At 71.3% G+C, this 22,725-nt stretch carries 21 protein-coding genes and 1 pseudogene; 9 read left to right on the top strand and 13 right to left on the bottom strand.

Annotated features, from left to right (window positions below):
* The 5 genes from G5C65_RS09385 to G5C65_RS09365 all read left to right on the top strand — a co-directional run.
* Positions 1-1,813: response regulator (locus G5C65_RS09385; protein ID WP_478501600.1), on the top strand; the 1,813-nt coding region annotated here is incomplete at its 5' end.
* Positions 1,814-2,910: 1,097 nt separating this feature from the next.
* Positions 2,911-5,667: an AfsR/SARP family transcriptional regulator gene (locus G5C65_RS09380; RefSeq protein WP_165298262.1), complete on the top strand. Its 2,757-nt coding sequence runs from the start codon at positions 2,911-2,913 to the stop codon at positions 5,665-5,667.
* Between the two features lie 66 nt (positions 5,668-5,733).
* Positions 5,734-6,744, top strand: coding sequence for a methyltransferase (locus G5C65_RS09375; RefSeq protein WP_165298261.1), 1,011 nt, complete (start codon positions 5,734-5,736; stop codon positions 6,742-6,744).
* A 207-nt stretch (positions 6,745-6,951) separates the two neighbouring features.
* Positions 6,952-7,113 (top strand): hypothetical protein, encoded by a 162-nt coding sequence (locus tag G5C65_RS09370; RefSeq protein WP_165298260.1) that lies wholly within the window; start codon positions 6,952-6,954, stop codon positions 7,111-7,113.
* Positions 7,055-7,579, top strand: a complete 525-nt coding sequence (locus tag G5C65_RS09365) for a hypothetical protein (protein ID WP_165298259.1) — start codon at positions 7,055-7,057, stop codon at positions 7,577-7,579. Before G5C65_RS09370 ends, G5C65_RS09365 begins: the two co-directional genes overlap by 59 nt.
* Positions 7,580-7,646: 67 nt before the next feature.
* Here the strand turns inward: G5C65_RS09365 and G5C65_RS40090 are convergent, their stop codons facing one another.
* The gene (locus G5C65_RS40090) at positions 7,647-7,907 is read right to left on the bottom strand and encodes a helix-turn-helix domain-containing protein (protein ID WP_338146294.1); all 261 of its coding nucleotides are present in this window, start codon (positions 7,905-7,907) and stop codon (positions 7,647-7,649) included.
* A 15-nt stretch (positions 7,908-7,922) separates the two neighbouring features.
* Between G5C65_RS40090 and G5C65_RS38465 the strand changes: the two genes are divergently transcribed.
* Positions 7,923-8,261: a zinc-binding dehydrogenase gene (locus G5C65_RS38465; RefSeq protein ID WP_206441431.1), complete on the top strand. Its 339-nt coding sequence runs from the start codon at positions 7,923-7,925 to the stop codon at positions 8,259-8,261.
* Between the two features lie 6 nt (positions 8,262-8,267).
* Positions 8,268-8,393, top strand: coding sequence for a hypothetical protein (locus G5C65_RS40085; protein WP_277608006.1), 126 nt, complete (start codon positions 8,268-8,270; stop codon positions 8,391-8,393).
* 240 nt (positions 8,394-8,633) lie between these two features.
* On the opposite strand, the gene G5C65_RS09350 is transcribed toward G5C65_RS40085, so the two are convergent.
* From G5C65_RS09350 to G5C65_RS09325, 6 genes are all read right to left on the bottom strand, one after another.
* A complete protein-coding gene (locus tag G5C65_RS09350; RefSeq protein WP_165298257.1) occupies positions 8,634-9,515 on the bottom strand; it encodes an alpha/beta fold hydrolase in 882 nt (293 codons plus the stop codon).
* A 227-nt stretch (positions 9,516-9,742) separates the two neighbouring features.
* Positions 9,743-10,321: a TetR/AcrR family transcriptional regulator gene (locus G5C65_RS09345; RefSeq protein ID WP_165298256.1), complete on the bottom strand. Its 579-nt coding sequence runs from the start codon at positions 10,319-10,321 to the stop codon at positions 9,743-9,745.
* Positions 10,322-10,352: 31 nt separating this feature from the next.
* Positions 10,353-10,586, bottom strand: coding sequence for a hypothetical protein (locus G5C65_RS09340; RefSeq protein ID WP_165298255.1), 234 nt, complete (start codon positions 10,584-10,586; stop codon positions 10,353-10,355).
* 819 nt (positions 10,587-11,405) lie between these two features.
* The gene (locus G5C65_RS09335; RefSeq protein ID WP_206441430.1) at positions 11,406-12,404 is read right to left on the bottom strand and encodes a substrate-binding domain-containing protein; all 999 of its coding nucleotides are present in this window, start codon (positions 12,402-12,404) and stop codon (positions 11,406-11,408) included.
* A 118-nt stretch (positions 12,405-12,522) separates the two neighbouring features.
* Positions 12,523-13,302, bottom strand: coding sequence for an SDR family NAD(P)-dependent oxidoreductase (locus G5C65_RS09330; RefSeq protein ID WP_165298254.1), 780 nt, complete (start codon positions 13,300-13,302; stop codon positions 12,523-12,525).
* 137 nt (positions 13,303-13,439) lie between these two features.
* Positions 13,440-14,507 (bottom strand): SMP-30/gluconolactonase/LRE family protein, encoded by a 1,068-nt coding sequence (locus tag G5C65_RS09325; RefSeq protein ID WP_165298253.1) that lies wholly within the window; start codon positions 14,505-14,507, stop codon positions 13,440-13,442.
* Between the two features lie 296 nt (positions 14,508-14,803).
* On the opposite strand from G5C65_RS09325, the gene G5C65_RS09320 reads away from it, so the two are divergent.
* Together G5C65_RS09320 and G5C65_RS09315 are read left to right on the top strand one after the other, a co-directional pair.
* Positions 14,804-15,445, top strand: a complete 642-nt coding sequence (locus tag G5C65_RS09320; protein WP_165298252.1) for a TetR/AcrR family transcriptional regulator — start codon at positions 14,804-14,806, stop codon at positions 15,443-15,445.
* 276 nt (positions 15,446-15,721) lie between these two features.
* Positions 15,722-16,358 (top strand): annotated as a pseudogene (locus G5C65_RS09315) (transposase family protein); the annotation flags it as partial.
* Positions 16,359-16,568: 210 nt separating this feature from the next.
* On the opposite strand, the gene G5C65_RS09310 reads toward G5C65_RS09315, so the two are convergent.
* The 6 genes from G5C65_RS09310 to G5C65_RS09285 all read right to left on the bottom strand — a co-directional run.
* Entirely contained in the window at positions 16,569-17,492 is a 924-nt protein-coding gene (locus tag G5C65_RS09310; RefSeq protein WP_241265670.1) for a DUF6192 family protein, read from the bottom strand.
* 632 nt (positions 17,493-18,124) lie between these two features.
* Positions 18,125-19,780 carry a long-chain fatty acid--CoA ligase gene (locus G5C65_RS09305; RefSeq protein WP_165298251.1) on the bottom strand — a complete coding sequence of 552 codons (1,656 nt, stop codon included), beginning with the start codon at positions 19,778-19,780 and terminating at the stop codon, positions 18,125-18,127.
* A 352-nt stretch (positions 19,781-20,132) separates the two neighbouring features.
* Positions 20,133-20,267 carry a hypothetical protein gene (locus G5C65_RS39085; protein WP_338146293.1) on the bottom strand — a complete coding sequence of 45 codons (135 nt, stop codon included), beginning with the start codon at positions 20,265-20,267 and terminating at the stop codon, positions 20,133-20,135.
* A gap of 306 nt (positions 20,268-20,573) precedes the next feature.
* Entirely contained in the window at positions 20,574-21,218 is a 645-nt protein-coding gene (locus G5C65_RS09295; protein WP_241265669.1) for a SigE family RNA polymerase sigma factor, read from the bottom strand.
* Between the two features lie 296 nt (positions 21,219-21,514).
* Entirely contained in the window at positions 21,515-22,372 is an 858-nt protein-coding gene (locus G5C65_RS09290; protein ID WP_338146292.1) for a glycoside hydrolase domain-containing protein, read from the bottom strand.
* Between the two features lie 155 nt (positions 22,373-22,527).
* The coding region (locus tag G5C65_RS09285) for a thiolase C-terminal domain-containing protein (RefSeq protein ID WP_420903296.1) at positions 22,528-22,725 on the bottom strand (198 nt) is incomplete at its 5' end.

The following is a 22,725-nucleotide window of genomic DNA, read 5'->3' as shown; positions in this document are numbered from 1 at the left end:
GGCCCCGGCCGACGAGAGCACCGGGAGCGGTGGCGATGGCGAGCAACCGGGCCTGCCCGCCCTTCCGGACGGCGGTCCGGAGGGCCCGGCGGCGCAGGGTGGAGGACGTCGCGCCCGGCGCATCGCGGCGGCGCAGGCGCGGGCGCGCGCCCAGGCGGAAGCCCAGCAGGGCCCCCAGCACGCGCCCTTCGCACTGCCGCCTGCCACCGGCGACGCCGGGCCGGACCCGAAGGTCCCGGAGGGCGCCCCGGCCACGGCCGATACGGACGGCGCGATCGGGCCGGTCGGCGCGATCGGGCCGGTCGGAGCCGGGCCCAGCCCCGAGCCCCCGGCCACGGAGCCGCTCGCCGAGCCGCACCCGCTCCAGCCGGTGCCCCCCGCCGAGACCGAGCAGCAGCACATGTCCCCGTCTCCCGACCCGTCCGCCACCGAACAGCCGGGGAGCGAACAGGCCGAACACGTCGAGCAGGGCGAACACGTCGAACCCTCGGTCGTCGCCGCCAGCCCCATCCTGGGGGGCAGCTCCTTCCCCCAGCAGTCCGCCCAGCAGGACCCCCGACAGGACCCCCGACAGCAGGGGCTGGCCCTGCCGGAGCCGGGCCGGACCTCGCCGCACGACGAGGACCAGGGACCCCGCGTCCGCACGCTCGGCCAGGGGCTGCCGTACCACCAGCGGATCGCCGAACAGGCAGTACACGGGTGGCAGGGCCAGGGCCACAGCCAGAGCCAGGGCCCGGCCACCCCGGCCACCCCGTCACCCGCGCCCGCCATACCGTCCACGCCCTCCACCCCGCAGCCCGCGCCCGGTTCGGGCCGCAGGCGGAAGCTGGCACACCCGCAGGAGAAGGGCGAGGCCGAGCAGCGGCCGCCAGGCGCGGGCGGCGGCGCGTCCGCCGGCGCACAGCACCCCGTTCCGCAGCAGGCCACGCCCCCGAACGGCAACACGCCCGCCCGCGAGTTCAGCATCGGGCCTTCCGGGACGCCGGGGCTGCCGGACGAGCCGGAGCCACTGGACGGTCCGGACAGCCCGGTCGAGGTGACGAACGGACGCGGGCTGAACCTGTCCCCGCAGGCCATGGACGACGAGCTGCCGCCCGAGCCGCTCGACAACCCGCGTCGGCTGCTGGTCTGGCCGGAGCCCGACGTCTCCACCCAGCAGGCGCTCTCCGACCGCGGCTACCGGCCGGTGCTGGTGCACTCGCGCGAGGAAGTGGACGCGCAGATCGCCGCGTACCCGGCGGCGCTCTTCGTGGACCCGCTGACCGGCCCGATCACCAGGACGGCGCTGCAGTCCCTGCGCACGGCCGCGGTGGCGGCCGAGGTGCCGGTGCTGGTGACGGCGGGGCTGGGGCAGGCCACCCGGGAGGCGGCGTACGGCGCCGACCCGGCGGTCCTGCTCAAGGCGCTCGCCCCACGGGACAGCGAACAGCATCCGCCGCGCGTGCTGCTGGTCGAGGAGCACGAGGCCATCGCGGGCGCGTTCGCCGCCACCCTGGAGCGGCGCGGTATGCAGGTGGCGCACGCGCCGACGGACGCCGAAGCGGTGAACGTCGCCGCGCAGGTCCGTCCGAACCTGGTGGTCATGGACCTGATGCAGGTACGCCGCCGCCGCGCCGGAATCATCGACTGGCTGCGCGTGAACGGCCTGCTGAACCGCACGCCCTTCGTCGTCTACACATCCGCCGACATGGACCCGGCCGAGCTGCCGCGGCTGGCCTCCGGTGAAACGGTGCTGTTCCTGGCCGAGCGGTCGACGAACTCCGAGGTGCAGTCCCGCATCGTCGACCTCCTGACGAAGATCGGCGCAAGCTGAACCACGCCAGACGGCGCGTGCTGTGCGGTGCGCTGAGCGCCGCCCCGTCAGAGCGTGTTTTTGAGCCCTGGTCAGTGAGTCCGCCCCGGCGGGGTGATCGGGGTCGTGGCGAAGGGCGCGAAGGCCCGGTGGTACTGCCGGGAGTGCGGGATCGCGCTGCCGGTGACGAAGGCGCCGGAGGCGGTGTTCTGTTCGGGTCGGTGCAGGTCGAAGCGGTGGCGGGCGGTGAACCGGGCTCGGCGGCGTGGGGTGGCGATGCAGCGTGGTGATCAGGCGGAGTGCCCGGTGTGCGGCAGGTCGTGGACGGTCGGGGGGACCGGCAGCGGTCGGCCGCGTATTGCTCGCCGCGGTGCCGGACGCGAGCCTGGCGTCTCGGCGGGCGGAACGCGATTCCGTCACGGTGACGCCGTAGCCGAACACCCCAGGTCAGCGCCGGGGCGCAAGCGCTTCTGCCGGGCCTTGGCGTGCTTCGAGCGCCGTCCCTTTGCGCCCAGTGCTCCCTGCCGCGCCTGTCGTGATCTCGTCACGCTGGGCTGCGACCAGGGCCGATGTCATCGCGCTCGTGCGGGTGTCCAGACCGGCCCGAGGCGGCGAGGGGTGGTCACCATGTCGGACCGGGTCGGGAACGTCACGCGAGAGCGTGACGAACAGATCGTGGCGGAGCCCGCGAGCTGATCGCGGAGATGGCGCGGGCGCAGTTCGCGCTGGGCGACAAGGCGCTGGAGATCGAGCCGATCCGTGGCCATGGGGGTTCGACGGCTTGTCGCCGCCGACGACCACCCAGCCGGCGCCGGGCGGCGGGACAGCGGAGGCGCTGGTGGCGGTGAGCGGGATCCCGACCATCGCGGCACCGACGGCGAGACCGACGCCGATACGGGAACGCCATGACGTCATCATTCCTCCATGCGGTCGTGGACACTGGGGTGGGCCGCGGTCACTGCGGTAGAAGTTCACGGAGTGGCGGAATTTTTGCGTGGCCGATACTCGTTGATAACTGTCCGCAGTCCTGAACCCCGTCCCCGGCTACCGGGAACCGGCGCTCACTCCGTCCAGCGGCAGCGCACACCGACCATCCGGTGGCGAGGGAGAATGTGGACATGCCGCAGGTCGAGGGAGGTGGCCGGATGATCCGGGTGGAGGTGCTCGGCCCGTTCGCCGTGCGGCGGGACGGGGTCGAGGTGCCGCTCGGGCCACCGCAACAGCGTGCGCTGCTCGCCGCCCTGGTGCTGGCAGAGGGTGTCCCCCTGTCGGCGGCGGCGCTGGCCGCCGAGATCTGGGAGGGCGAGGCACCGGCCAGCGCCGTACCGGTCATCCGCAAGTACGTGCACCACCTGCGCCGCCTGCTCGGCGACGAGCTGACCGTCGAATCGTCCCGGCGCGGGTACGCGCTCACGCTCGCACCGGGCACGCTCGACGCGGACACGTTCGCCGACGCCGTCCGCGCGGCGGAACGGGCGCGCGCCGGGGGTGATCCCGACACCGCCGGGGACCGGCTGCGCGAGGCGCTGGCGCTGTGGCGCGGGCCCGCGCTGAGCGGGGTCACCGGCCCCGGCGTCGACCGGCACCGGACGGTACTGGACGGGCGGCACCTGGCGGCGCGGCGCAGCCTGCTGGAGGTCGACCTCGAACTGGGCCGCGAGCAGCGGATCCTGCCGGAACTGCGGTCGTTGGTGGACACCCATCCGCTGGACGAGCACCTGCGGCTGCTGCTGATGACGGCGCTGTACCGAGATGGCCGCCAGGCGGACGCGATCGCCGCCTACCAGGAGTGCCGAAAGCTGCTCCGCGACGAACTCGGGGTGGATCCGGGCCCCCGGTTGCGGGAGCTGTACGGCCGGATCCTGCACGCCGACGAGACGCTGCTGGCTGCCCCGGCCGCCTCCTCGGTACCGGCGCAGCTGCCGGCGCCCAGCGCGGCGTTCGTCGGCCGGGAGGAGGAGCTGCGCCGGATGGACGCGCTGTCGGCCGGCGGCGTCGTGGTGATCTCCGGCATGGCCGGGGTCGGCAAGACCACGCTCGCGCTGCACGGGGCACACCGGATCGCCGACCGGTTCGGCGACGGTCACCTCTACGCGGACCTGCACGGATTCGGCCCCGGCGGGGAGCCGACGCCGCCCGGGGAGATCCTCGACCGGTTCCTCCAGGCGCTCGGGGTGGCGCCCGCCGACGTGCCCGGCGATCTCGCGGTGCGCGCCGGACTGTTCCGCACGCTGACCACCGGGCGCAGGCTGCTGATCCTGCTGGACAACGCCGCGGGGGCGGACCAGGTGCGCGACCTGCTCCCCGGCGCCGGCCCCGGCCTGACCGTCATCACCAGCAGGGGGACGCTTCCGACGCTGCTCGCCCGGGTCGGTGCCCGGCCGCTGGTGCTGCGACCGCCGGACGACGAGGAGGCGCTGGCGCTGCTCGTGGCGCGGGTCGGCACGGACCGGACACGCGCCGAGCCGGTCGCGGCGCGCGAGATCGTCGCCCGTACCGGCGGCCTCCCGCTGGCGCTGGCCGTGGTCGCGGCGCGGGCCGTGGCGCAGGAGCACCTGCCGCTGTCCGCGATCGCCGCCGAACTGCGCGAGGCGCACGGCACGCTGGACGCCTTCGCGGGCGCCGACGACGAGGTGCGCTCGGTCCTTTCCTGGTCGTACCGCGCGCTCGAACCGGAAGCCGCCCGCGCCCTGCGCGTCCTGGGCGCACACCCCGGCCCGGACGTGAGCGTCGCCGCTGCGGCGAGCATGCTGGCGCTGCCGGAGCCGCACACCCGCACGCTGCTGCGGGCGCTGGTCGCGGCGGCGCTGCTGGTCGAGCACCGGCCGGGCCGGTTCGCCGCGCACGACCTGGTGCGCGCGTTCGCCGCCGGGCTGCCGTGGTCCGGCGACCAGGAGCGCCGGGAGGCCGTGCACCGGCTGCTCGACCACTGTCTGCACACCGCGTGCGAGGCGGTCATGGCCGTCTTCACGGCCCGGCCCAGGATCCCGCTCCCGCCCGCGCTGCCGGGCGTGGTGGTTTCGGCACCGTCGCCGGACGCCGCCACGTGGTTCGCGGACGAGTACCCGGTACTGCTCGCCGCGCACGATCTCGCCCACCGGGACGGGTTCGACGGGCACTCGTGGCGGCTGGCCTGGGCGCTGCGCGACTTCTTGAGCAGGCAGGGCCTCTGGCACCACCTCCAGACGTCGCAGCAGCTCGGACTGGCGGCGGCGCAACGCCTGGGGGACCGGCTCGCCGAGGCACACTCCCGGCGCGGTCTGGCGCTCGTGGAGGCGAACCTGGGCCGGTACTCCGCGGCCCGCGAGCAGCTACGGCGGGCGGCCGAGGGCTTCGAGGCCGCGGGGGCGCGGGAGTTCCTGGCCGAGACGCACCGCTTCGAAATCTGGGTCCTGGACTGCGCCGGTGACCACGAGCCGCAACTTGAGCTGGCCGAACGCCTGCTGGAGATGTATCCGCCCGGCACCGCGGCGAGCTACCGTGCCTCGGCGCTCAACTCGGTGAGCTGGTCGGAGATCCGGCTCGGCCGGTTCGGCCCCGCACTCGCGCACGCGCGGGCGGCGCTCGCGTCCGGCGAAGGGCTCGGGCCGTACTCGCTGGCCGACACCTGGCACACGCTCGGCAGCGCGCAGGCCGGGCTCGGCGACCACGAGGCGGCGGAGCTGAGCTTCACCCGCTCCGCGGAGGTCTACCTCCGGGTCGGCGCGCACGCCCTCGCCGCGGTCGCGCTGCGCACGCTCGGCGACGTGCACCGCGACGCGGGCCGGTACGACCAGGCCGACGCGGCCTACCGGCGGGCCCTGGCGGCGGCGGGCGGGTCCGACGACCCGAGGGCGGCGGCGATCATCGCGGAACTGGCCGTCTATCGCACGTGAACGGCACGGGAACCGGCCGCTCCTAGGGTCGTGCGGAACCGTCCCCCCGGAAAGGACCGACCACCCATGTCCGCACCCACCCCACCGCCCGGCGTCGCGATGACGCAGTTGCTCGGCGGCTTCCAGGTCTCGCAGGCGCTCTACGTCGCCGCGAAGCTGGACATCTGCACCATGCTGGACGACGGTCCGCGTACCGTCGCCGACCTCGCGGAGCGCAGCGGCACGTCGGCGGACCCGCTCGGCCGGTTGATCCGCACGCTGACCATGGTCGGCGTCTTCCGCAGCGAGGGCGACCTGGTGGCCACCACGCCGCTGGGCGCGCTGCTGTCGCGCAACCATCCGGGGTCGCTGGCGGGCATGGCCGAGCTGTGGATGGAGACGCACTACGCGCCGTTCGAGAGTCTGCTGGAGACGGTCCGGACCGGGGTTCCGGGCGCGACGCGGCACTTCGGCAAGCCATTCTTCGAGTGGGTGTCCGAGGACCCGGCGCGAGCGGAGCTCATGACCCGCGCGATGGCCAACATGACCGGTGCTCGGGAGGGCATGTTCGACGGGTACGAGCTTCCGCCCGGCCGGGTCGTGGCGGACATAGGCGGCGCGGACGGTTCGGTGCTGGTGCAACTGCTCGCGGACCGGCCGGAGCGTAAGGGCGTCATCCTCGATCTCCCGGCGGTCGAACCGGCGGCCACCTCGAACCTCGCGAAACAGGGCCTGAGCGGCCGGATCACGTTCACGGCCGGCGACTTCTTCGAGTCGGTGCCCGCGGCCGACGTCTACGCGCTCGGCTTCGTCCTGCACGACTGGGACGACGACTCCTGTCTGCGCATCCTGGAGTCGATCCGCAAGGCCGCGAACCCGGGCGCCCGCCTGCTGGTGCTGGAGGGCGTGATCCCGCCCGGCGACACGCCCCACATGATGAAGATGATCGACCTGACCATGCTCGGCATGCTGCCAGGCCGGGAGCGCACCGAGCCGGAGTTCCGCACCCTGCTGGAACGGGCCGGGCTCACCCTCGACCGTGTCGTGCCCACCCCGACCCCCTTCTCGATCGTCGAAGCGTCCGTGAACGGGAGCTGACCGCGGGCCGTGCCCGGCGGACGGCGGCCGGCGCCGTCTTGCCCGGGGCGCCGGGGGTGGAGATGAGGCGGGGGACGGCCGGGTGGCACGCCACCGGGCCCGGCTCCCCACGGATACGCGACGCGGCTGAGGCCGACCGGAGGCAGCGGGGGTGTCCGGCCGGGCCGGCGTAGACCCGTCCGCCCTTCTGACCGAGAGGACACCACGATGACCACGGCGTACGACTCGACCGACTGGCCCGACGACCCCAGCGTCGCCGAAGTGCGCGCGCTCGCCGCACACATCGCCCACCAGGTCGAGACGACCGTGCTTGCCGACGGCACCCGACGCCGCCGAGGTCCGGCAGCTCCTGGCGACCGCGCACGCTGACGACGACGGGCGGGGGCTCGACAGCGCCCGCGCCGTCGGCGAGCAGATGGAGACGCTGCGGGCCCGCTCCTGCCACCAGCCCGTCGGCGACGCCGCGAACGACCTGCTGCCCGCGGCCATGCGCTTGGTGCGGACCGCGCGCCAGGCCGCCGTCGGCGGATGCCGCCGAGGCGGCACCGGCCCCTGCTCCGGAGACGAGCGGGTGCGCGTCGTCGTGTACGACGGATGCGTCGACGTACGCGTCCCGGCGTGCCCGGAGCACGCGGCCGAGGAAGCAGAACGCTGGGACCACGGGCGCAGTGTCGAGGTACTGCTCCTCGGCGCCCGCGAGGCCACAGCCGCAGCGCGCGTTGCTGCACGGACTCACCCCCTTGCCGCGCTGCGTCACTGCGCTCCCCGCGTAGTTCCACGACCATCGGCGCGGTCCGTCGTAGACCGTCGGTTCTACTTTTCGGCCCTCGTCTGAGGGCCGAAAAGTAGAACTTGCCCAGGCCAGGAGCTTGTCGCTGATGGCGGTTCCGCGCGACCGACGCTCAGGAGCGAGGTGAGGGCAGAGCAGGAGCGTTCCCGGCGACGAGGGAGTCGCGGCCCGCCGCCAGCTCAGGGACGTACTGGTAGATCGTGTTCCGCGAGACGCCCAACAGCTTCGCAATGGACGAGGTGCTGTTCTCCGGACGGGCGAGCAGCGCGCGAGCGTGCCGGATCTCCTCCTCGCCCATCGCGGGCGGACGGCCGAGCCGGGCGCCGCGGGCGTGCGCCGCGACGCCGCGCACGATCCGACCGTCCTTGTGCACGGAGCCGGCTGCACCGTGGGCTATGCCGCCACCCAGATCGCCCTGCGCTACGGCGCCCGGGTGGTCGCGACCGACGGAACGACCCACGCCGACGCGCTACGCGGACTGGGCGCCGAGGTCACCGGCTACGGCGGGGGAATGGCCGAACGGGTACGCGAGCTCGCCGGCGGCCCCGCGGACCTGGACTTCGACGCCGCCCCGGTCAGCAACTCCCTGCCAAAGATCGTGCGCACCGTCGCCAAACCCGAAGACGCCCTGACCATGAGCGACTTCGCTGCAGCTCAGGAACTGGGCGTGCGCTTCCAGTCCGGCGAGGAAGGCCACGAGTACCACCACCACGTCCTGGGCGAGTAGGGGCGGATGGCGGCCGACGGTCACTTCTCCATCCCGCTCGCCGGCACGTACCCGCTGGAGCAGTGGCGCGAGGCAGCCGAGCTGAGCCTGTCCGGCAAGCCCGGCGGCAAACTCGCCCTACGGGTGCGCTGAGACACCCCACCCCCGGCGAGACCGTCGGCCCGGACACACCGCGATGCCTTGAAGCCCACCACCACGACGGCCGTGACGAGCGGGGCCTCCACGACGACTGACCACTCATCGCCGCTGCCGGACCTGAGCGCTTCCGCCGGCCGCTCTCGTGCTCAGCTCGGCGTTGATCTCAGCGTTGACCTGCCGGGTGTGCCTTGGTGGTGTCACCATGCGGCGTCGGGTCGCGCCGTGGTCTTGCGGTTACCTCTGCTTGGCCAGGAAGGGCAGTACGACTTCGGCCATCTCGTCGGGTACCTCCTCGGCGAGGTCGTGTCCGGCGTTGAAGACGTGGCCGGTGACGTCGTGGGCGAACAGCTTCATCTGGGACTCGTTGCGGTCGCCGATGAAGGCCGAGCCGCCGAGGGCCAACACCGGGATGTCCAGCTTCTTCCGGGCTGCTTGCCGGTTCTGCTCGGCGTCGACGAGCATCGCCCGGTAGATCGACAGCATCGCGCGGATGCCACCGGGCATGGAGTAGCAGCGCACGTACTCTTCGATCGCGTCGGGGGTGGCGGAGTCCGGGTGGCTGCGCTCGTATTTGATCATGTAGGTGATCAGTTCGCGTTCGTGTCCGGCGATGAGCATCTCGGGCACGTCCGGCTGGAAGTAGAAGCCCAGGTGCCACAGGTGCATGCCGCTCGCGACGTTTTCCGGCGTGAGTGCGGTGTGGTCCTCGAAGCCGAACCCGGGGAACAGCGCCTCGGCGAAGATCAGGGCGTTGACGTGATCGCCGTGCCGGGCGGCGAGCTGGTAGCCGATCACTGCTCCCCAGTCCTCTCCGATCACGCTGTAGGTGTCATGTCCGAGGTGGCCCATCAGCGCGGCGATGTCGTCGCTCATCGTCGCGGAGTCGTAGCCGTCTGCGGGACGTGCGGAGTCACCGAGGCCACGGAGGTCGGGCACGACGACGGTGTAGTGCGGCGTCAGCTTCGGGACGAGGTGCCGCCAGTGGTAGCTGGTCTTCGGCACGCCGTGCAGGAGCACCACGGCCGGCCCGGACCCGCCTGTCCGGTAGTGCAGACTCGTTCCGTTGACGGTGGCCCGGCCTGTGCGAACGGGCTTCTCGTGATGGTCGAAAATCATTCCTTCTCCACCTTTCTGGGGTGTCTCGCGAAGAACTCGCGGGAGGTCACGGTGCTCACCTCGGGAAGTTGCTCCCTCGGCCACCGCCGAGGGCTGGTGCGGTCACGGTGAGCGAGGGGCCATGGGGCATCCGGTGTCGTGGCACGAGGCGTAGGCAGCATCGCCGGCATCGCTGTTGCGCCGGGCGCTTATCTGGATCGATCGATACATATTCCGGCATGAAGAAATCAGTCGAGCGTGGTCAGCGCGACCTCCACGAGGGGTTCGAGGGCGCGGGCGTCCGGAGTGATCTTCGCGGAGACGAGGAGCCCGTTGAGGAACGTGACGAGGAAGGCGGCGAGGGCGGGCGGGTCGTGCCGCGTCGAGAGCTCGCCGCGCTCCGCCGCCGCTCGCAGCAGGTCAGCGAGCGCGTTCTGGTTGGCGCCCAGTACGTCCTGCACGGTACGCCGGGTCGGCTGGTCCTGTGGCAGGCGCTCGGTGGCGGCATTGACCAACAGGCAGCCCCTGCCGCCATGTTCGACAGCGATCCGGATCCGCTCGACCAGTAGCGCGCGGATCGCCGATCGGGCACCCGTCCCCTCTTCGAGGCTGCGCAGGGCGGCCGCCGCGAAGGTGGCGCGGTAGCGCTCCAGTGCAGCCCGGTACAGGCCGTCCTTGCCGCCGAACGCGGCGTACAGAGAGCCCTGTCCGATCCCGAGGCACTGGGTCAGGTCGCGCACCGAGGTCGCCTCGTATCCGCGCACCCAGAACAGCTCCATCGCGCGACTCACCGCCGCCTCGGTGTCGAATTCCCGGGTCCTCGCCATGCGCCCACCGTAGTCGATCTGGATCGATCGATCAAGAATGCAGTGCGATCGCGGAGACGACGCCGACATCGAAGAGCCGAAAACCCACCCCGCCGACGGGACGACCTCCGTCGATCAGCTCTCGCATCGTCAGCTCGCCCCGGGCCGACTGGCGGGCAGCCGTGGTGACGGCGAACTCGTGCTCGGTCGGCGCGAAGCGGGCCAGGGCGTCGACTTCTCGCACGAGGGACGCTGGGACGTACGGGCGGCCGGTGTCCCGGAGCATCTGGAGGGTGTCGTTGTAGAAGTTCGCGGTCTCGCCCCTGGCGAACTCCAGTTGGTCTTCCTCCAGGTGCGCGAGGTGTTCGGCGACCGCGGTGCGGTCGCGTGCGGCGTAGGCCCGCCACAGATCGTGGGCCCGTCATGCGGCCTCGTTCATCCGGGGGTCGGTGATGTCCTGAAAGTCGTGGAACGGCCGCGACGAAACCCCGGTACAGGCTCTGGGCCAGGCCGGCATTGGCCTCGAACAGTTCGCGGCGCGCGACGACGGTGTGCATCATCGGGAAGATGCCGGTGCGGCGATACCAGTCTCGTTCTCGGGCCTCGTGGTCAGTGAACAGCGGGGCGATGTTCGGCGAACCGGCGAGGCAGGTGGTGAACTCGAAACCGGCAGTGAGCGGAGTCTCGAGCCCGCTGATGACCCAGCGGTTGCTCTCCGGCGCGAAGCCGTAGTCCTCGGCCAAGATGCCCTTCGCCCAGATACCCGAACCCTGACCGTAGATGCCGAACTCGCCGATCGTGCGGCCGACGAGGTCCGCCGGGCCGGTGATCCCCTTGGTCGTATTGACGAAGACACTGGAATGCCGGAACACCCGTGCGGGGAAGACCGGGAGGGCGAGGAGATCCGTGCCGGCGTCCAATGCGCGCAGGTAGTGGGTCAGGCCGAATTCGGCGAGGTCGAACTCGCCAGCGGCCATTCCGGCGAAGATCTCGGGAATGGCGGGACTGTGCAGGGTGACGTTGAGGCCGTCGAACGTCACGGTGCCGTCGAACAGGGCCCGCGTGTTGTCGTAGCCGGTGACGGCTATGTCGAGATGCGGCGTGGTCATGTGTCCAGCAGTTCCGGGGCGACGATCTCCTCGACGGTCCAGCGGCGCGCGGAGAGCCCCTGCTCGTAGTGGTAGCGCAGGAAAGCGTCGAGCGTGTGCAGGTTCGCCTTCACCCCGTAGGGCCACCAGTCGTGCCCGAACAACTCGTCGTTCCGTTCCATGAGCGCGTTAGCCCAGGGCAGCATCACCGGGGTCTGGTAGAGACGACGGAACCGCCGGTAGCGATCGGCACCGGCTTCTTTCGCGTCGTAGAAGGCGTTGTAGACGGCGCGGGCGAGTCCGGGGTGGGCGTCCAGCAGCCCGCGGCGGGCCACGACGGCGTGCATGATCGGGAAGTTCCGGGTCCGGCGGTAGTAATCTCGCTCGATCGGCTCGTAGTCCGGGAACAGCCGGGTGATGTTCGGCGAGCCGTCCAGGAACGGCTGTGGTGCGTTGGCCGTGAACAGCGCGTCGATCTCGCCGGTGTCGAGCATGGTAGACAGCGACTTGCCCTCAGGCGTGGTGGTGATGTCGACACCGTCGGGGCGCGGGTGGGTGGTGAACTCGAACGGCGGCGCGGGATGGTTCAGCCCGCCGATCACCCATCGATTGTCTTCGGGCCGGAATCCGTAGTCCTCGGCGAGGATGCCCTTGATCCAGACGCCGGGGTCCTGGCCGTAGACACCGAACTCGCCGATGTTCTTGCCGACCAGGTCGGTGGGCCCTGTGATGCCGCTGTGGGCGTTCACGAACACGGCTGAGTGCCGGAACATCCGCACGGGGAAAGCCGGGATGACGGCGTACGGGACGCCTTGGTCAAGGGCCCGCAGCAGGAAAGTGAGACCGAACTCTGACACGTCGACGTTCCCATGCACGAGGTAATCGAAGACCCCGGGCAGGGTTGCCGCGGTCGAGATCGTGGTGCTCCGCACTCCGGCTACTGCTACCGTCCCGTTGAACAGCGCCTCGGTGGTGTCGTACCGGGAACTCGCGATACGCAGGTCCAGATCGCTCATGTGCCGCTTCCTCATCGCTGGTAGTGCTTTGGATCTCGGCGGCTCGGCCTTGGGGGCTCGAATTGGCTGCCCGTGACATGGGCCGGCATGCTGCTTTGCTTCGCAGCCTCTTGCTTCGTCAGTCGGCCTGGTAACGGTTGGCCACGTCTGGGCTTTGGCCGCCGAACGCTGCGAGGTCGGCGGTGAAGACGTCCGTGAGCAGTTGATAGTCCTCGACTCCGGGTGCGATGACGGCCTCGCCGAGCTCCAGGCCGCGCAGCGTGCCGGTCACGAGGTCGTCGGCGCTCATGCGGGGTATGGCGCTGAGGTTCATGCCCTGCGAGGAGTGGAACTCGGTGGCCACCACGCCGGGACATACGACGTGGACGTGAACGCCGGTGCCCGCCAACTCGGCGCCGAGGGTCTGGGACATGGCCACGAGGTGCGCGAGGGTGCCTGCGTAGACAGCGCGGCGCGGCATGACGGACTTGTCGGCGGGTCCGCTGAAGGCGACCATGCCGGCCACGTTGATGATCGTGCCCGCGCCGCGGTGCTGCATGCCGCCGACGGCAGCGCGCATCAGCTGGGTAGGAGCGAGGACCTTGACGTAGACCAGTTCGCGGGCCTTGTCGGCGGGCAAGTCGGCCAGCGGCATGTAGTGGGACACACCGGCGTTATTGACCAGTATGTCCACGGGTTCGTCGGCACAGTACGCGGCGACGGTGTCTATGCCCTCCTCGGTCGACAGGTCTGCAAGGACCGCGCGCACCCTGACGTCGGGGTGATCGGAGACGAACTGATCGAGGCGGTCCCGGCGGCGGCCGACGATGATCAGGTCGTGGCCGTCGGCGGCGAAACGCTCGACGAAAGCCTTGCCGATACCGGACGTCGCGCCGGTGACGAGTGCGAGCTTATTCATAAGGGAACGTCCTTAGGTACGAGCCGTCGTCGAGGTGTCGGATGCTGACAGCGGCGCAGGTAGCAGCGGTGCCCGTGTTGGTCTTCACAGGTGCCGTTCCACGAACCTGGCCAGGCTCGCGGAACGGCCTTGGCGGGTCAGTGCACCGGCAGGCTTGCGAGGGTGAATACCGAGCTGGTCAGCGGATCGTGGTACAGGAAGGTGTCCATCTGGGAGTTGGTCACCACCAACCGGTTCCTGACCACGGCGATGCCGGTGGTGGTGTCGGCTCCCGGATAGGTGCGTTCAGAGACGACGGTGCCGCGGGTGCCGCCACGGGACAGGCGCACGGTGGCGATCGTGTTGTCGACCGAGCGGGCGATGTACAGGGTGTTCCCCCGCCGCGCGATGCCGTCCGCGCTGTGCAGGGGCGGTGCGTCGACCTTGCGGATCTCGCCGGTGGCGAGGGTGAGCCGGTAGAGCGCGCCGCTGGACCAATAGCCGATGATCAGCGACTTGCCGTCGGGGCTGGTGACGATGCCGTTGCCGTTGGACTGGTCGGGCACGTAGTCCGGCAGGTGATAGGCGACTTGGAGGGTCCGGTGGACGCCGGTGGCCGGGGCATGCACCTCAGCCGCCGGGATCCGGTACACCACGGCCCGGAACGAGTCTGTGATGTAGACGTCCCCGTTGGCGGCGACCGCTGCGTCGTTCACGAGGGTCGGGTCGGTGGACTTGGGCACGCTGTAGGAGGAGACGAGCTTCCCGGTCTTGGTGTAGACGAAGAAGTTCCCTTTGAAGGCGCCCGCCACCAGCAGGCGGTTGCCGGTGGTCTTGATCCCGGTGGCCTGGGAGCGGCCGTCCTGACCACCGGGAAGGAACGGCTCAAGTGTCTTCGCCCCGATCCTCCCGCGGTAGATGGTGCCGTTGCTGATGTTGCCGGTGTAGATGTAGTCGTGGTCGGCCGCGACGCTTTCGGGGTAGGCGCACGTGTCGTCGATCGTGATCGTGCGGGCGTCGGTGTGCGCGGCGGTCGCAACGGTGTGCGGCACGGCGGTGTGTGCAGCGCTCTCGAGATAGGGGCACTGGTCGACAGTGGTCGTTGCGGCGGCGACAGTCGTGGCGCCGGCGGGGAACGTGAACGCGGCCAGAGCGGCGGACATCGTGGTGAGGGTGACCAGCGCGCGTCGCCGGATCGCGCGCCGTGAGGTGGTGCGAGTGGACATCTTGTCGGAGGACCTTTCCGGATCGTTACGTCAGGGGTGCGTGGGTCTGGGGCGGCGCAGCGCGGCGGCGACCGCGTCGGTGACCAAGGTGGTGGGGCGTCAGGTGATGCGGCCCCAAGTCGCCCGTCGAAATGCGACTCGGCGTACTCGTGCCGGCGCATGCCCGCCTTGAGCTGCGGAGCAGCCGGCACAAGCCCCTGCCGTTATCGATGAATGATCTTTCACTTTTATTCTGGCGATGCCGGATGCTACTGTCAAGGTGAATGATCGTTCGCTGATGGAAGAGGGTGTGGCCGATGCCCCGCATCACCGCCGAACGCCGGGCGGCCAACCGCTCGCGGATCGTGGCGGCGGCCCGTCGCCGCTTCTCGCGCGACGGCTTCGACCAGACCTCGATGCCCGACATCGCCGCCGAAGCAGGCGTGTCGGTCGGCGCCCCCTACCGCTACTTCGCCGGCAAGGAAGAGATCATCCTCGAAATCGCCGGCGACACGTTCCGGATGATGTTCGCGCCCGTCGAGCGCCTCGCCGACACAGCCGCCGCCGTGACGGTAGCCGACCTGGTCGCGGCGGCGATCGACCCGGTGAGCGGTGAGGACACCGTCGACGCGGCGGGTCAGGCCGTCACCGTCGAGGAACTGCTGCGCTGCGCCGTCCAGGCATGGGGACTCCTGCTGCGGCACGAAGCGCTGCGACAGCAGGCCCGAGCGGGCTTCGAGGACGTACGCGGACGCATCGCGGAGGCGCTCCGCAACGGCCAGCGAGCGGGCAGCGTGCCGACCGCACTGGACCCCGATCGAGGCGCACGAGTGGTGATGGCGCTGCTGCACGGTTTCGTCCTCCAGCACACAGCATTCGGACTCGACGACATCACCGCCTTCACCCGCGACGTCCGCATCGCACTCAACGACACCGGACCGCTCCGCGAGGATCACTGAACACGTCCTCCGCCGGGCTGGGTCCGGTGTCCACCGGCCACCGGCCCTGTACCGACCGGTGGTTCGGATCGATGATGCTCGACGTCGGCACGGTCGGCGACCTCGCTCATCCGGTCGGCGGAGTCCTACCGCGCTGCGGCGCCGGCTCGGGACTACGATGCCACTGAGCCCTTTCAAACTTGTCCTCGCGTTGGGCGCGTTGGGGTGACAGATGGGTGAAGCCCCTGGTAGACGGGTTTTCGACCAAGATCACCCGGTACCGACCAGAGGCTTCGCATGCTTGTCCACCCGTCTGGGTTGGACCTGTCCAGCTCGCACCTTCGCTTCCTCGGCGGCCACCTTCGGGCACGTCGCCGCACGATCGGGAGCCGCCGGCGGCGCCTGAACGTCGGCCGTCAAGCACTCCTCGCCCTCGCCCACCTGCGCAACGGGCACCCTTACGCCCAACTCGCCGCCGGGTTCGGCATCGGCACCACGACCGCCTACCGCTACATCACCGAAGCCGTCGACATCCTCGCCGCGCTCGCTCCGTCGCTGGACGCGGCAGCCCGCGCCGCTTCGCGGAAGGCGTTCGTCCAGGTCGACGGGACACTTCTCCTGATGGACCGGATCGCAGCCGACCGACCCCTCTACTCGGAAAACACCAGAAGCACGGCATGAACATGCAGGTCATCGCCGTTCCCGCAGGCCGCCTGATGTGGGCTTCGCCGGCCCTGCCCGGTGCGGCCACGACGTCCGGACGGCCCGTGAGCACGGCATAGTGGACACACTCGCCTCTGCCGGCATCACATGTTGGGCGGACAATGCCCACCAAGGCGCAGGAGCCGCAGTCCGTGTGCCCTACCGAGGCCGCTGGGCGAACCTCTCCGTCGGCCAGCAGGCCGTAAACCGATCCCAGGCCAAGATCCGAGCCCGTCCTTCCTCGTCCAGATGATCGGGGTGAGGTGTTCGGCCGCGGCGACGTCCCGGATGTGGGCGATGCCGCGGGCGACACGGGAGGGCGTGAGCTGGGTGGCGGCGACGAGCTGCTTGCCGTGCAGCCCGGCCGGCCGCGCTTCCATCAGCGCGACGCGGACCAGGTCGCCGTAGTACTCCGAAAGGGGCCTGGTCGTGCGGGGCACGGCTACTCGCCCTTGAGGAGCTGGAGGAGCTGCTCGCCCAGGGTGAACTCACCGGAGTCGTTGGCCGCTTCCAGCCAGTCCGCCGCGGCGCGGACCTTCGCCACCGAGCGGCGGATCGTCTCGCGCTCGTCCTCGGTGAACTCCTGGCCTCGCATCCGGGGCACCAGGCGGCCGAGCGAGGCGACGAAGCTGTGGCAGGAGCCGACCAGGTCGAGGTACTCCATCGTGTGCTCGACCTTGCGAACGGCCGGGGTCCGCTCGCGGACCGTCTCCTGTGTGGCTTCGGAGTTGTCGAACTGGGCGCGGTTGACCAGCAGACGGGCGGTGTCATCCCGCATCACCTGCCGGGCAACGGCCGGACGGTGCAGCATGTGCCGGGTGACCTGCTCGGCGACCTCTTCGTCCCGGGCCAGCTCTTCGACGACCCGCACCCGCTCGGCCGGGGCGACCTCGCTGGCCACGCGCGGGCGCCGCAGCAGATCCACGGCGGCCTGGCGCGCCACCTCTTCGTCCCGGGTCAGGTCGGTGACCACCTGGACCTTCTCCTCGACCGTGGTCGGCCGGTCCACCCGGTGACCGACCAGCCGCTTGGCTCCGTCCGCCGACCACCTGCGCGCCCCCGTGCGGGGGTTGAACGGAGGGTCCAGGATCTGCGCCCACCGCTCCGCATCGTCGCTGATCGAAGCCAGGATGCGGTGGCTCGTGAAGGACACGCCCTCCTGGCGCTTGGCGGCCGGCCACCGCGAGGCGGTCCAGCGCCAGTCCTTCACGGTCGAGGCCGCGACCCCGATATCGTCCGCGAACAACGCGAGGGACTCCTCCACGGTGAACAGCTCGTCCTCGCTCCGGGCCGTCGAACCCCCATGGCCACGGATCGGCTCGATCTCCAGCGTCTTGTCGCCCAGCGCGAACTGCGCCCGCGCCATCTCCGCGATCAGCTAGCGGGCTCCGCCACGATCTGTTCGTCACGCTCTCGCGTGACGTTCCCGACCCGGTCCGACATGGTGACCACCCCTCGCCGCCTCGGGCCGGTCTGGACACCCGCACGAGCGCGATGACATCGGCCCTGGTCGCAGCCCAGCGTGACGAGATCACGACAGGCGCGGCAGGGAGCACTGGGCGCAAAGGAACGGCACTCGAAGCACGCCAAGGCCCGGCAGAAGCGCTTGCGCCCCGGCGCTGACCTGGGGTGTTCGGCTACGGCGTCACCGTGACGGAATCGCGTTACGCCCGCCGAGACGCCAGGCTCGCGTCCGGCACCGCGGCGAGCAATACGTGGCCGACCGCTGCCGGCCCCCCCGACCGTCCACGACCTGCCGCACACCGGGCACTCCGCCTGATCACCACGCTGCATCGCCACCCCACGCCGCCGAGCCCGGTTCACCGCCGCCACCGCTTCGACCTGCACCGACCCGAACAGAACACCGCCTCCGGCGCCTTCGTCACCGGCAGCGCGATCCCGCACTCCCGGCAGTACCACCGGGCCTTCGCGCCCTTCGCCACGACCCCGATCACCCCGCCGGGGCGGACTCACTGACCAGGGCTCAAAAACACGCTCTCAGTGCATCCGCACGACGTCCAGCTCCCCGTCCGCGTACTGCTTGCGCAGCACCTTCTTGTCGAACTTCCCCACGCTCGTCTTCGGCACCGCGCCCACCGTCGTCCAGCGCTCCGGAAGCTGCCAGCGGGCCACCTGCGTCCCCAGGAAGGCGCACAGGTCGTCATACGGGACGGGGGGCTCGCCCTCCCGGAACACCACGGCGGCCAGCGGGCGCTCGCCCCATTTCTCGTCCGGCACGGCGACGACCGCCGCCTCGGCGATCGCGTCGTGCGCCATCAGGGCGTTCTCCAGCGCCACCGAGGAGATCCACTCACCGCCCGACTTGATGACGTCCTTGGCCCGGTCGGTCAGCGACAGGTAGCCGTCCGGGGTGATGGTGCCGACGTCGCCCGTGCGCAGCCAGCCGTCCGGGCTGAACCGGTCCTCGGGGCGCTGCGGCTCGCCGTCCACGCCCCCGTAGTACGCACCGGCGATCCACGGCCCGCGCACCTCCAGCTCGCCCTCGGACTGCCCGTCCCAGGGCGCGAAGCCGCCGTCCGGGGCCGCCAGCCGGGCCTCGACGCCCGCCATGAAGCGGCCCTGGGTGAGGCAGTAGTGCTGCTCGTCGCCGACGAGCAGCCGGCGGGGCGGATGCGCGATGCTGCCCAGCGGCGAGGTCTCGGTCATCCCCCACGCCTGGCGCACCACCACGCCGTGCCGCTCCTTGAAGGCCGACATCAGGGAGGGCGGGCAGGCGGAGCCGCCGATGGTGACCCAGCCGAGGCTGCTCACATCGCGCGGGCGGGCGTCCAGTTCGGTGAGCAGCCCCTGCCAGATGGTGGGCACGGCGGCGGCGTGCGTGGGGCGCTCCTTCTCGATCATCTCGGCGAGCGGCGCCGGCTGCAGGAACCGGTCCGGCATCAGCAGGCTGCAGCCGGTCATCAGTGCGGCGTGCGGCAGGCCCCAGGCGTTCACATGGAACATCGGAACGACGGGGAGTGTGATGTCCTTGTCTGTCAGGCCCATGGCCTGCGCCATGTTGATCTGCATGGAGTGCAGATAGACGGAACGGTGGGAGTAGACGGCGCCCTTGGGGTCGCCGGTGGTGCCGGAGCTGTAGCACAGGGCGGCAGCGGTGCGCTCGTCCAGCTGGGGCCAGTCGTAGGCGGTGGGACGGTCGGCCAGCAGCTCCTCGTAGGTGTGCACCCGGGGCGCGCAGCCGTCCAGCAGGGACGTGTCGCCCAGGCCGGCGACGACGATGTGCTCGACCGACTCCAGGCGGGGCAGCAGCGGCGCCAGCAGCGGCAGCAGCGTGCCGTTGACGAGGAGCACGCGGTCGGCCGCGTGGTTCACGATCCAGGCGAGCTGGTCCGCGGGCATCCGCAGGTTGAGGGTGTGCAGCACGGCGCCCATGGAGGGGACGGCGAAGTACGCCTCGGTGTGCTCGCTGTTGTTCCACATCAGCGTGCCCACAGGGGCTCCCTCGGTCACGCCGAGTTCGTCGCGTAGAGCGTGTGCAAGCTGTGCGGCGCGGGCGCCGGTCTCCGCGAAGGTCTGCCGCCGCGGCTCCCCCTCGCCGGTCCACGTGGTGATCGTCGACTGGCCGTGGATCGTCGACCCGTGGGTCAAGATCCGGGAGATGAGCAGCGGTACGTCCTGCATGGTGCTCTGCATCGCGGAGCCTCCCGAGTGGTGATTACGCGCGGGTAGGTTTCCGCCGATTCTTACGGCATACCAAGCGGTATGTCACTACCCGTGGACAGCTCTTTACGAAGCGCCTCGCCTCGGACGGGCTACTCGTCGTCCGTGAGCTGCACGGGATTGTGCGGCGAGTCGAGCCAGGGCGCATGCCTGCCATCAGCGGCAGCCAGTCGCCCACGTCTTCCGGCGACAGAGCGGTGCCGGAACGCTCGCCGCCTGCGGGCCGGTCCTCGCCCTCCAGGTACTCCCGGGTGTGCAGCCGCTCGGAACGCTGCTGGCGTAGCCGCATGAACGCCGCCGTACGCCGGCGCACAGGGAGCCAGGATCACGCCACCGGGGCGCGTCTGGTGAACACCTGGTCGCCGCCGAGCCGTTCACACAGCAGCGCCGTGTTCCAGCCCGTCCCCGTGCCGATCTCCACCACCTTGTGCCCCTCGGCCACGTCCAATGCGGCCAGCATGGAGAGGACCAGGGTGGGCTGGCTGCTGGAGGACGACGGGCACAAGCCTCTCCCGGGGGACGGCCGTGTACGCGGGCAGCCACTCGGCGGCGAGCGCACCGCTCTCCAGGAGCACGGAGGCCAGCCGCTCAGGACCGCCCTCCCCCTGACCAGCGCCGCCGTGCTGGGCACCATGACCCTCGTCGTCCGCGCCACCGAACGCAACGGCCCAGGGCCGTTCCTGTTGCATGATGCCTCCACTGGCCTTCTTCGGGCCGTCCGTGGAAGCCGCTCCATGCGATCGTCGCGCCGCCTGGCGTGCACCCGTCAGGCTGCCGTCTGGTGGTCCTCCTGGGCGCCGAGCACGTCCGAGGCCAGCTGCGCGTCCTCCCGCAGCTTGGCGAGCGCGCGCGAGACGGCGCTCTTCACGGTGCCGACCGAGACCCCCAGCACCGCGGCCGTCTGGACCTCGCTCAGGTCCTCGTAGTACCGCAGGACGACCATCGCGCGCTGCCGAGCGGGCAGCTTCAGCACGGCCCGCCACATGGCGTCCCGTACGGCCTGCTGCTCGGCCGGGTCCGGCGCGGGCAGCGGGTCGGGCTCGGGCAGCTCGTCGACGGCGAACTCGTCGACCTTCCGCCTGCGCCACTGCGACGTGCGGGTGTTGACGAGTGCCCGCCGGACGTAGCCGTCGAGCGCCCGGTGGTCCTCGATCCGCTCCCAGGCGAGGTAGGTCTTGGTGAGCGCGGTCTGGAGCAGGTCCTCCGCGTCGGACGGGTTGGCGGTGAGCGAGCGCGCGGTGCGCAGCAGCACCGGCCCCCGTGCCTCCACGTACGACGCGAACGTCAGCTGTGTGCCCACCAAATCCCCCGCGTTCCCCGCGTTTCCCCCCGGGCCTGGGGGCACGGGAGGGTTACCCGCGTGCTTCGTCGCTGTGGTCCGGGTGGTCCGGACGGTCCCAGGCGTGGTCATGCCTCAAAGCTAGAAGTCGTGGGGGGTACCACGGATCGCCCGGAGGTCCCGATGACGCGTCCGCCTCAGGGCGTACGGGTGGTGCTGCCTACACCTCCTGAAGGTGGAGGGCGTCCACCGAGCGGATCAGGGGCGGGCTCAGGGGCGCCTAAGGGGCGCCTCAGGGTTCCCACAGGAGCCCGGCGTACGCCCCTGCTCACGGCCGCCGCACGGCCCACGGTACGGCCCGCGATACGGCTTGCGGTACAGCCCGCCGCACGGCCGCCAAACCCGCTGGGCGGCCTGCCGCGCGGCCGTCAGCCCAGCACCGCGACGGGCGCGTCCACGACATTGCGGTCGATCGTGAGCGTACGGCTACCGTACGTCCGTTTCACGTTCCCCGCGAACTGGTGGGCCCGCCGGTGCGGCTGCCAGGCCCGGGGGTGCAGCCGGGGCTCGTCCTGGGTGGAGGCCCGCACGCCCCAGCGCGCGAACCACAGCGCCGTCGGCAGCCGCCGCGCGCCCGCCGCCCGCGCCCGCTCCAGGTGCGCGATCCCCGAGTCGGCGCTGCTGTAGAAGCCCGGGATGTACCGCTCCTTGCGCACGGCGGTGTTCCAGCCCTGGACGAAGCGCAGCGTGGTGTCGGCGCAGCGCCGGTCGCTGAGCCGGTACGCCTCCATGTCGAGGTAGACCGCGCTGCGCGGCGCCATGCCCAGGCGCCGCGCCTGCCGCACCGCGTCCTGCCCCTCCCGCACGCCGCGCTGGTAGGGGGAGCTGTGGCTCATGGCGAACTTGCGCTTGTGCGACGCGATGACGCAGGGCGCCTGGGAGCCGACGTACAGCGGCAGCAGCCGCCAGCCCAGCCGGTGCACGTCGCGGACCCAGGAGGGCGTCAGATACCGCTGGTTCGGGCAGCCGCGGCCGCGGCCGCCGATGTAGACGCCGGCCGCGCCGTACGGGGAGGAGCGCTTCCAGGCCCGCATGGTGGCGTACGGCGGGGCCTGGCAGGTGTCGAAGGCGCGGCCGGTGAAGATCCGCGCCCCGAAGCGGCGCGGGTCGCCCCGGATGAGCGAGGGCGGGTCGGCGGCGGCCGCGCGGGCCCGGGTGGAGGTCTCCGCGGCGACCGGCGGCACCGCGCCCGCCAGCAGCGAGAAGAGGGCCACGAGAAACAGCACCGGCCGTCGCATTGTGTGACTTTTCTGACGCATGCGCCGAGTGAAGCGAGTGGACGGGTCCGGACGGCTCAGGCTCGCCCGGACACCCCGGGGATTCAGCCGTCTGAGTCATCCTCCGGGGCCGCACACGCACCCCCTCCCTGCGGCCGCCGCGCTCAGCCGTCCGCGCCCAGGATCAGCCCGGAGGTCGGCACGCCCGTGCCCGCCGTCACCAGCACCCGTGCCGCATCCGGCACCTGGTTGACGGCGCTGCCGCGGATCTGCCGCACGCCCTCCGCGATCCCGTTCATCCCGTGCAGATACGCCTCGCCCAGTTGCCCCCCGTGCGTGTTGAGCGGCAGCTCTCCCGACGC

The organism is Streptomyces boncukensis (assembly GCF_011045075.1).
Taxonomy (GTDB): Bacteria; Actinomycetota; Actinomycetes; order Streptomycetales; family Streptomycetaceae; genus Streptomyces; species Streptomyces boncukensis.
This window is presented reverse-complemented; position numbering and strand designations above follow the sequence as displayed.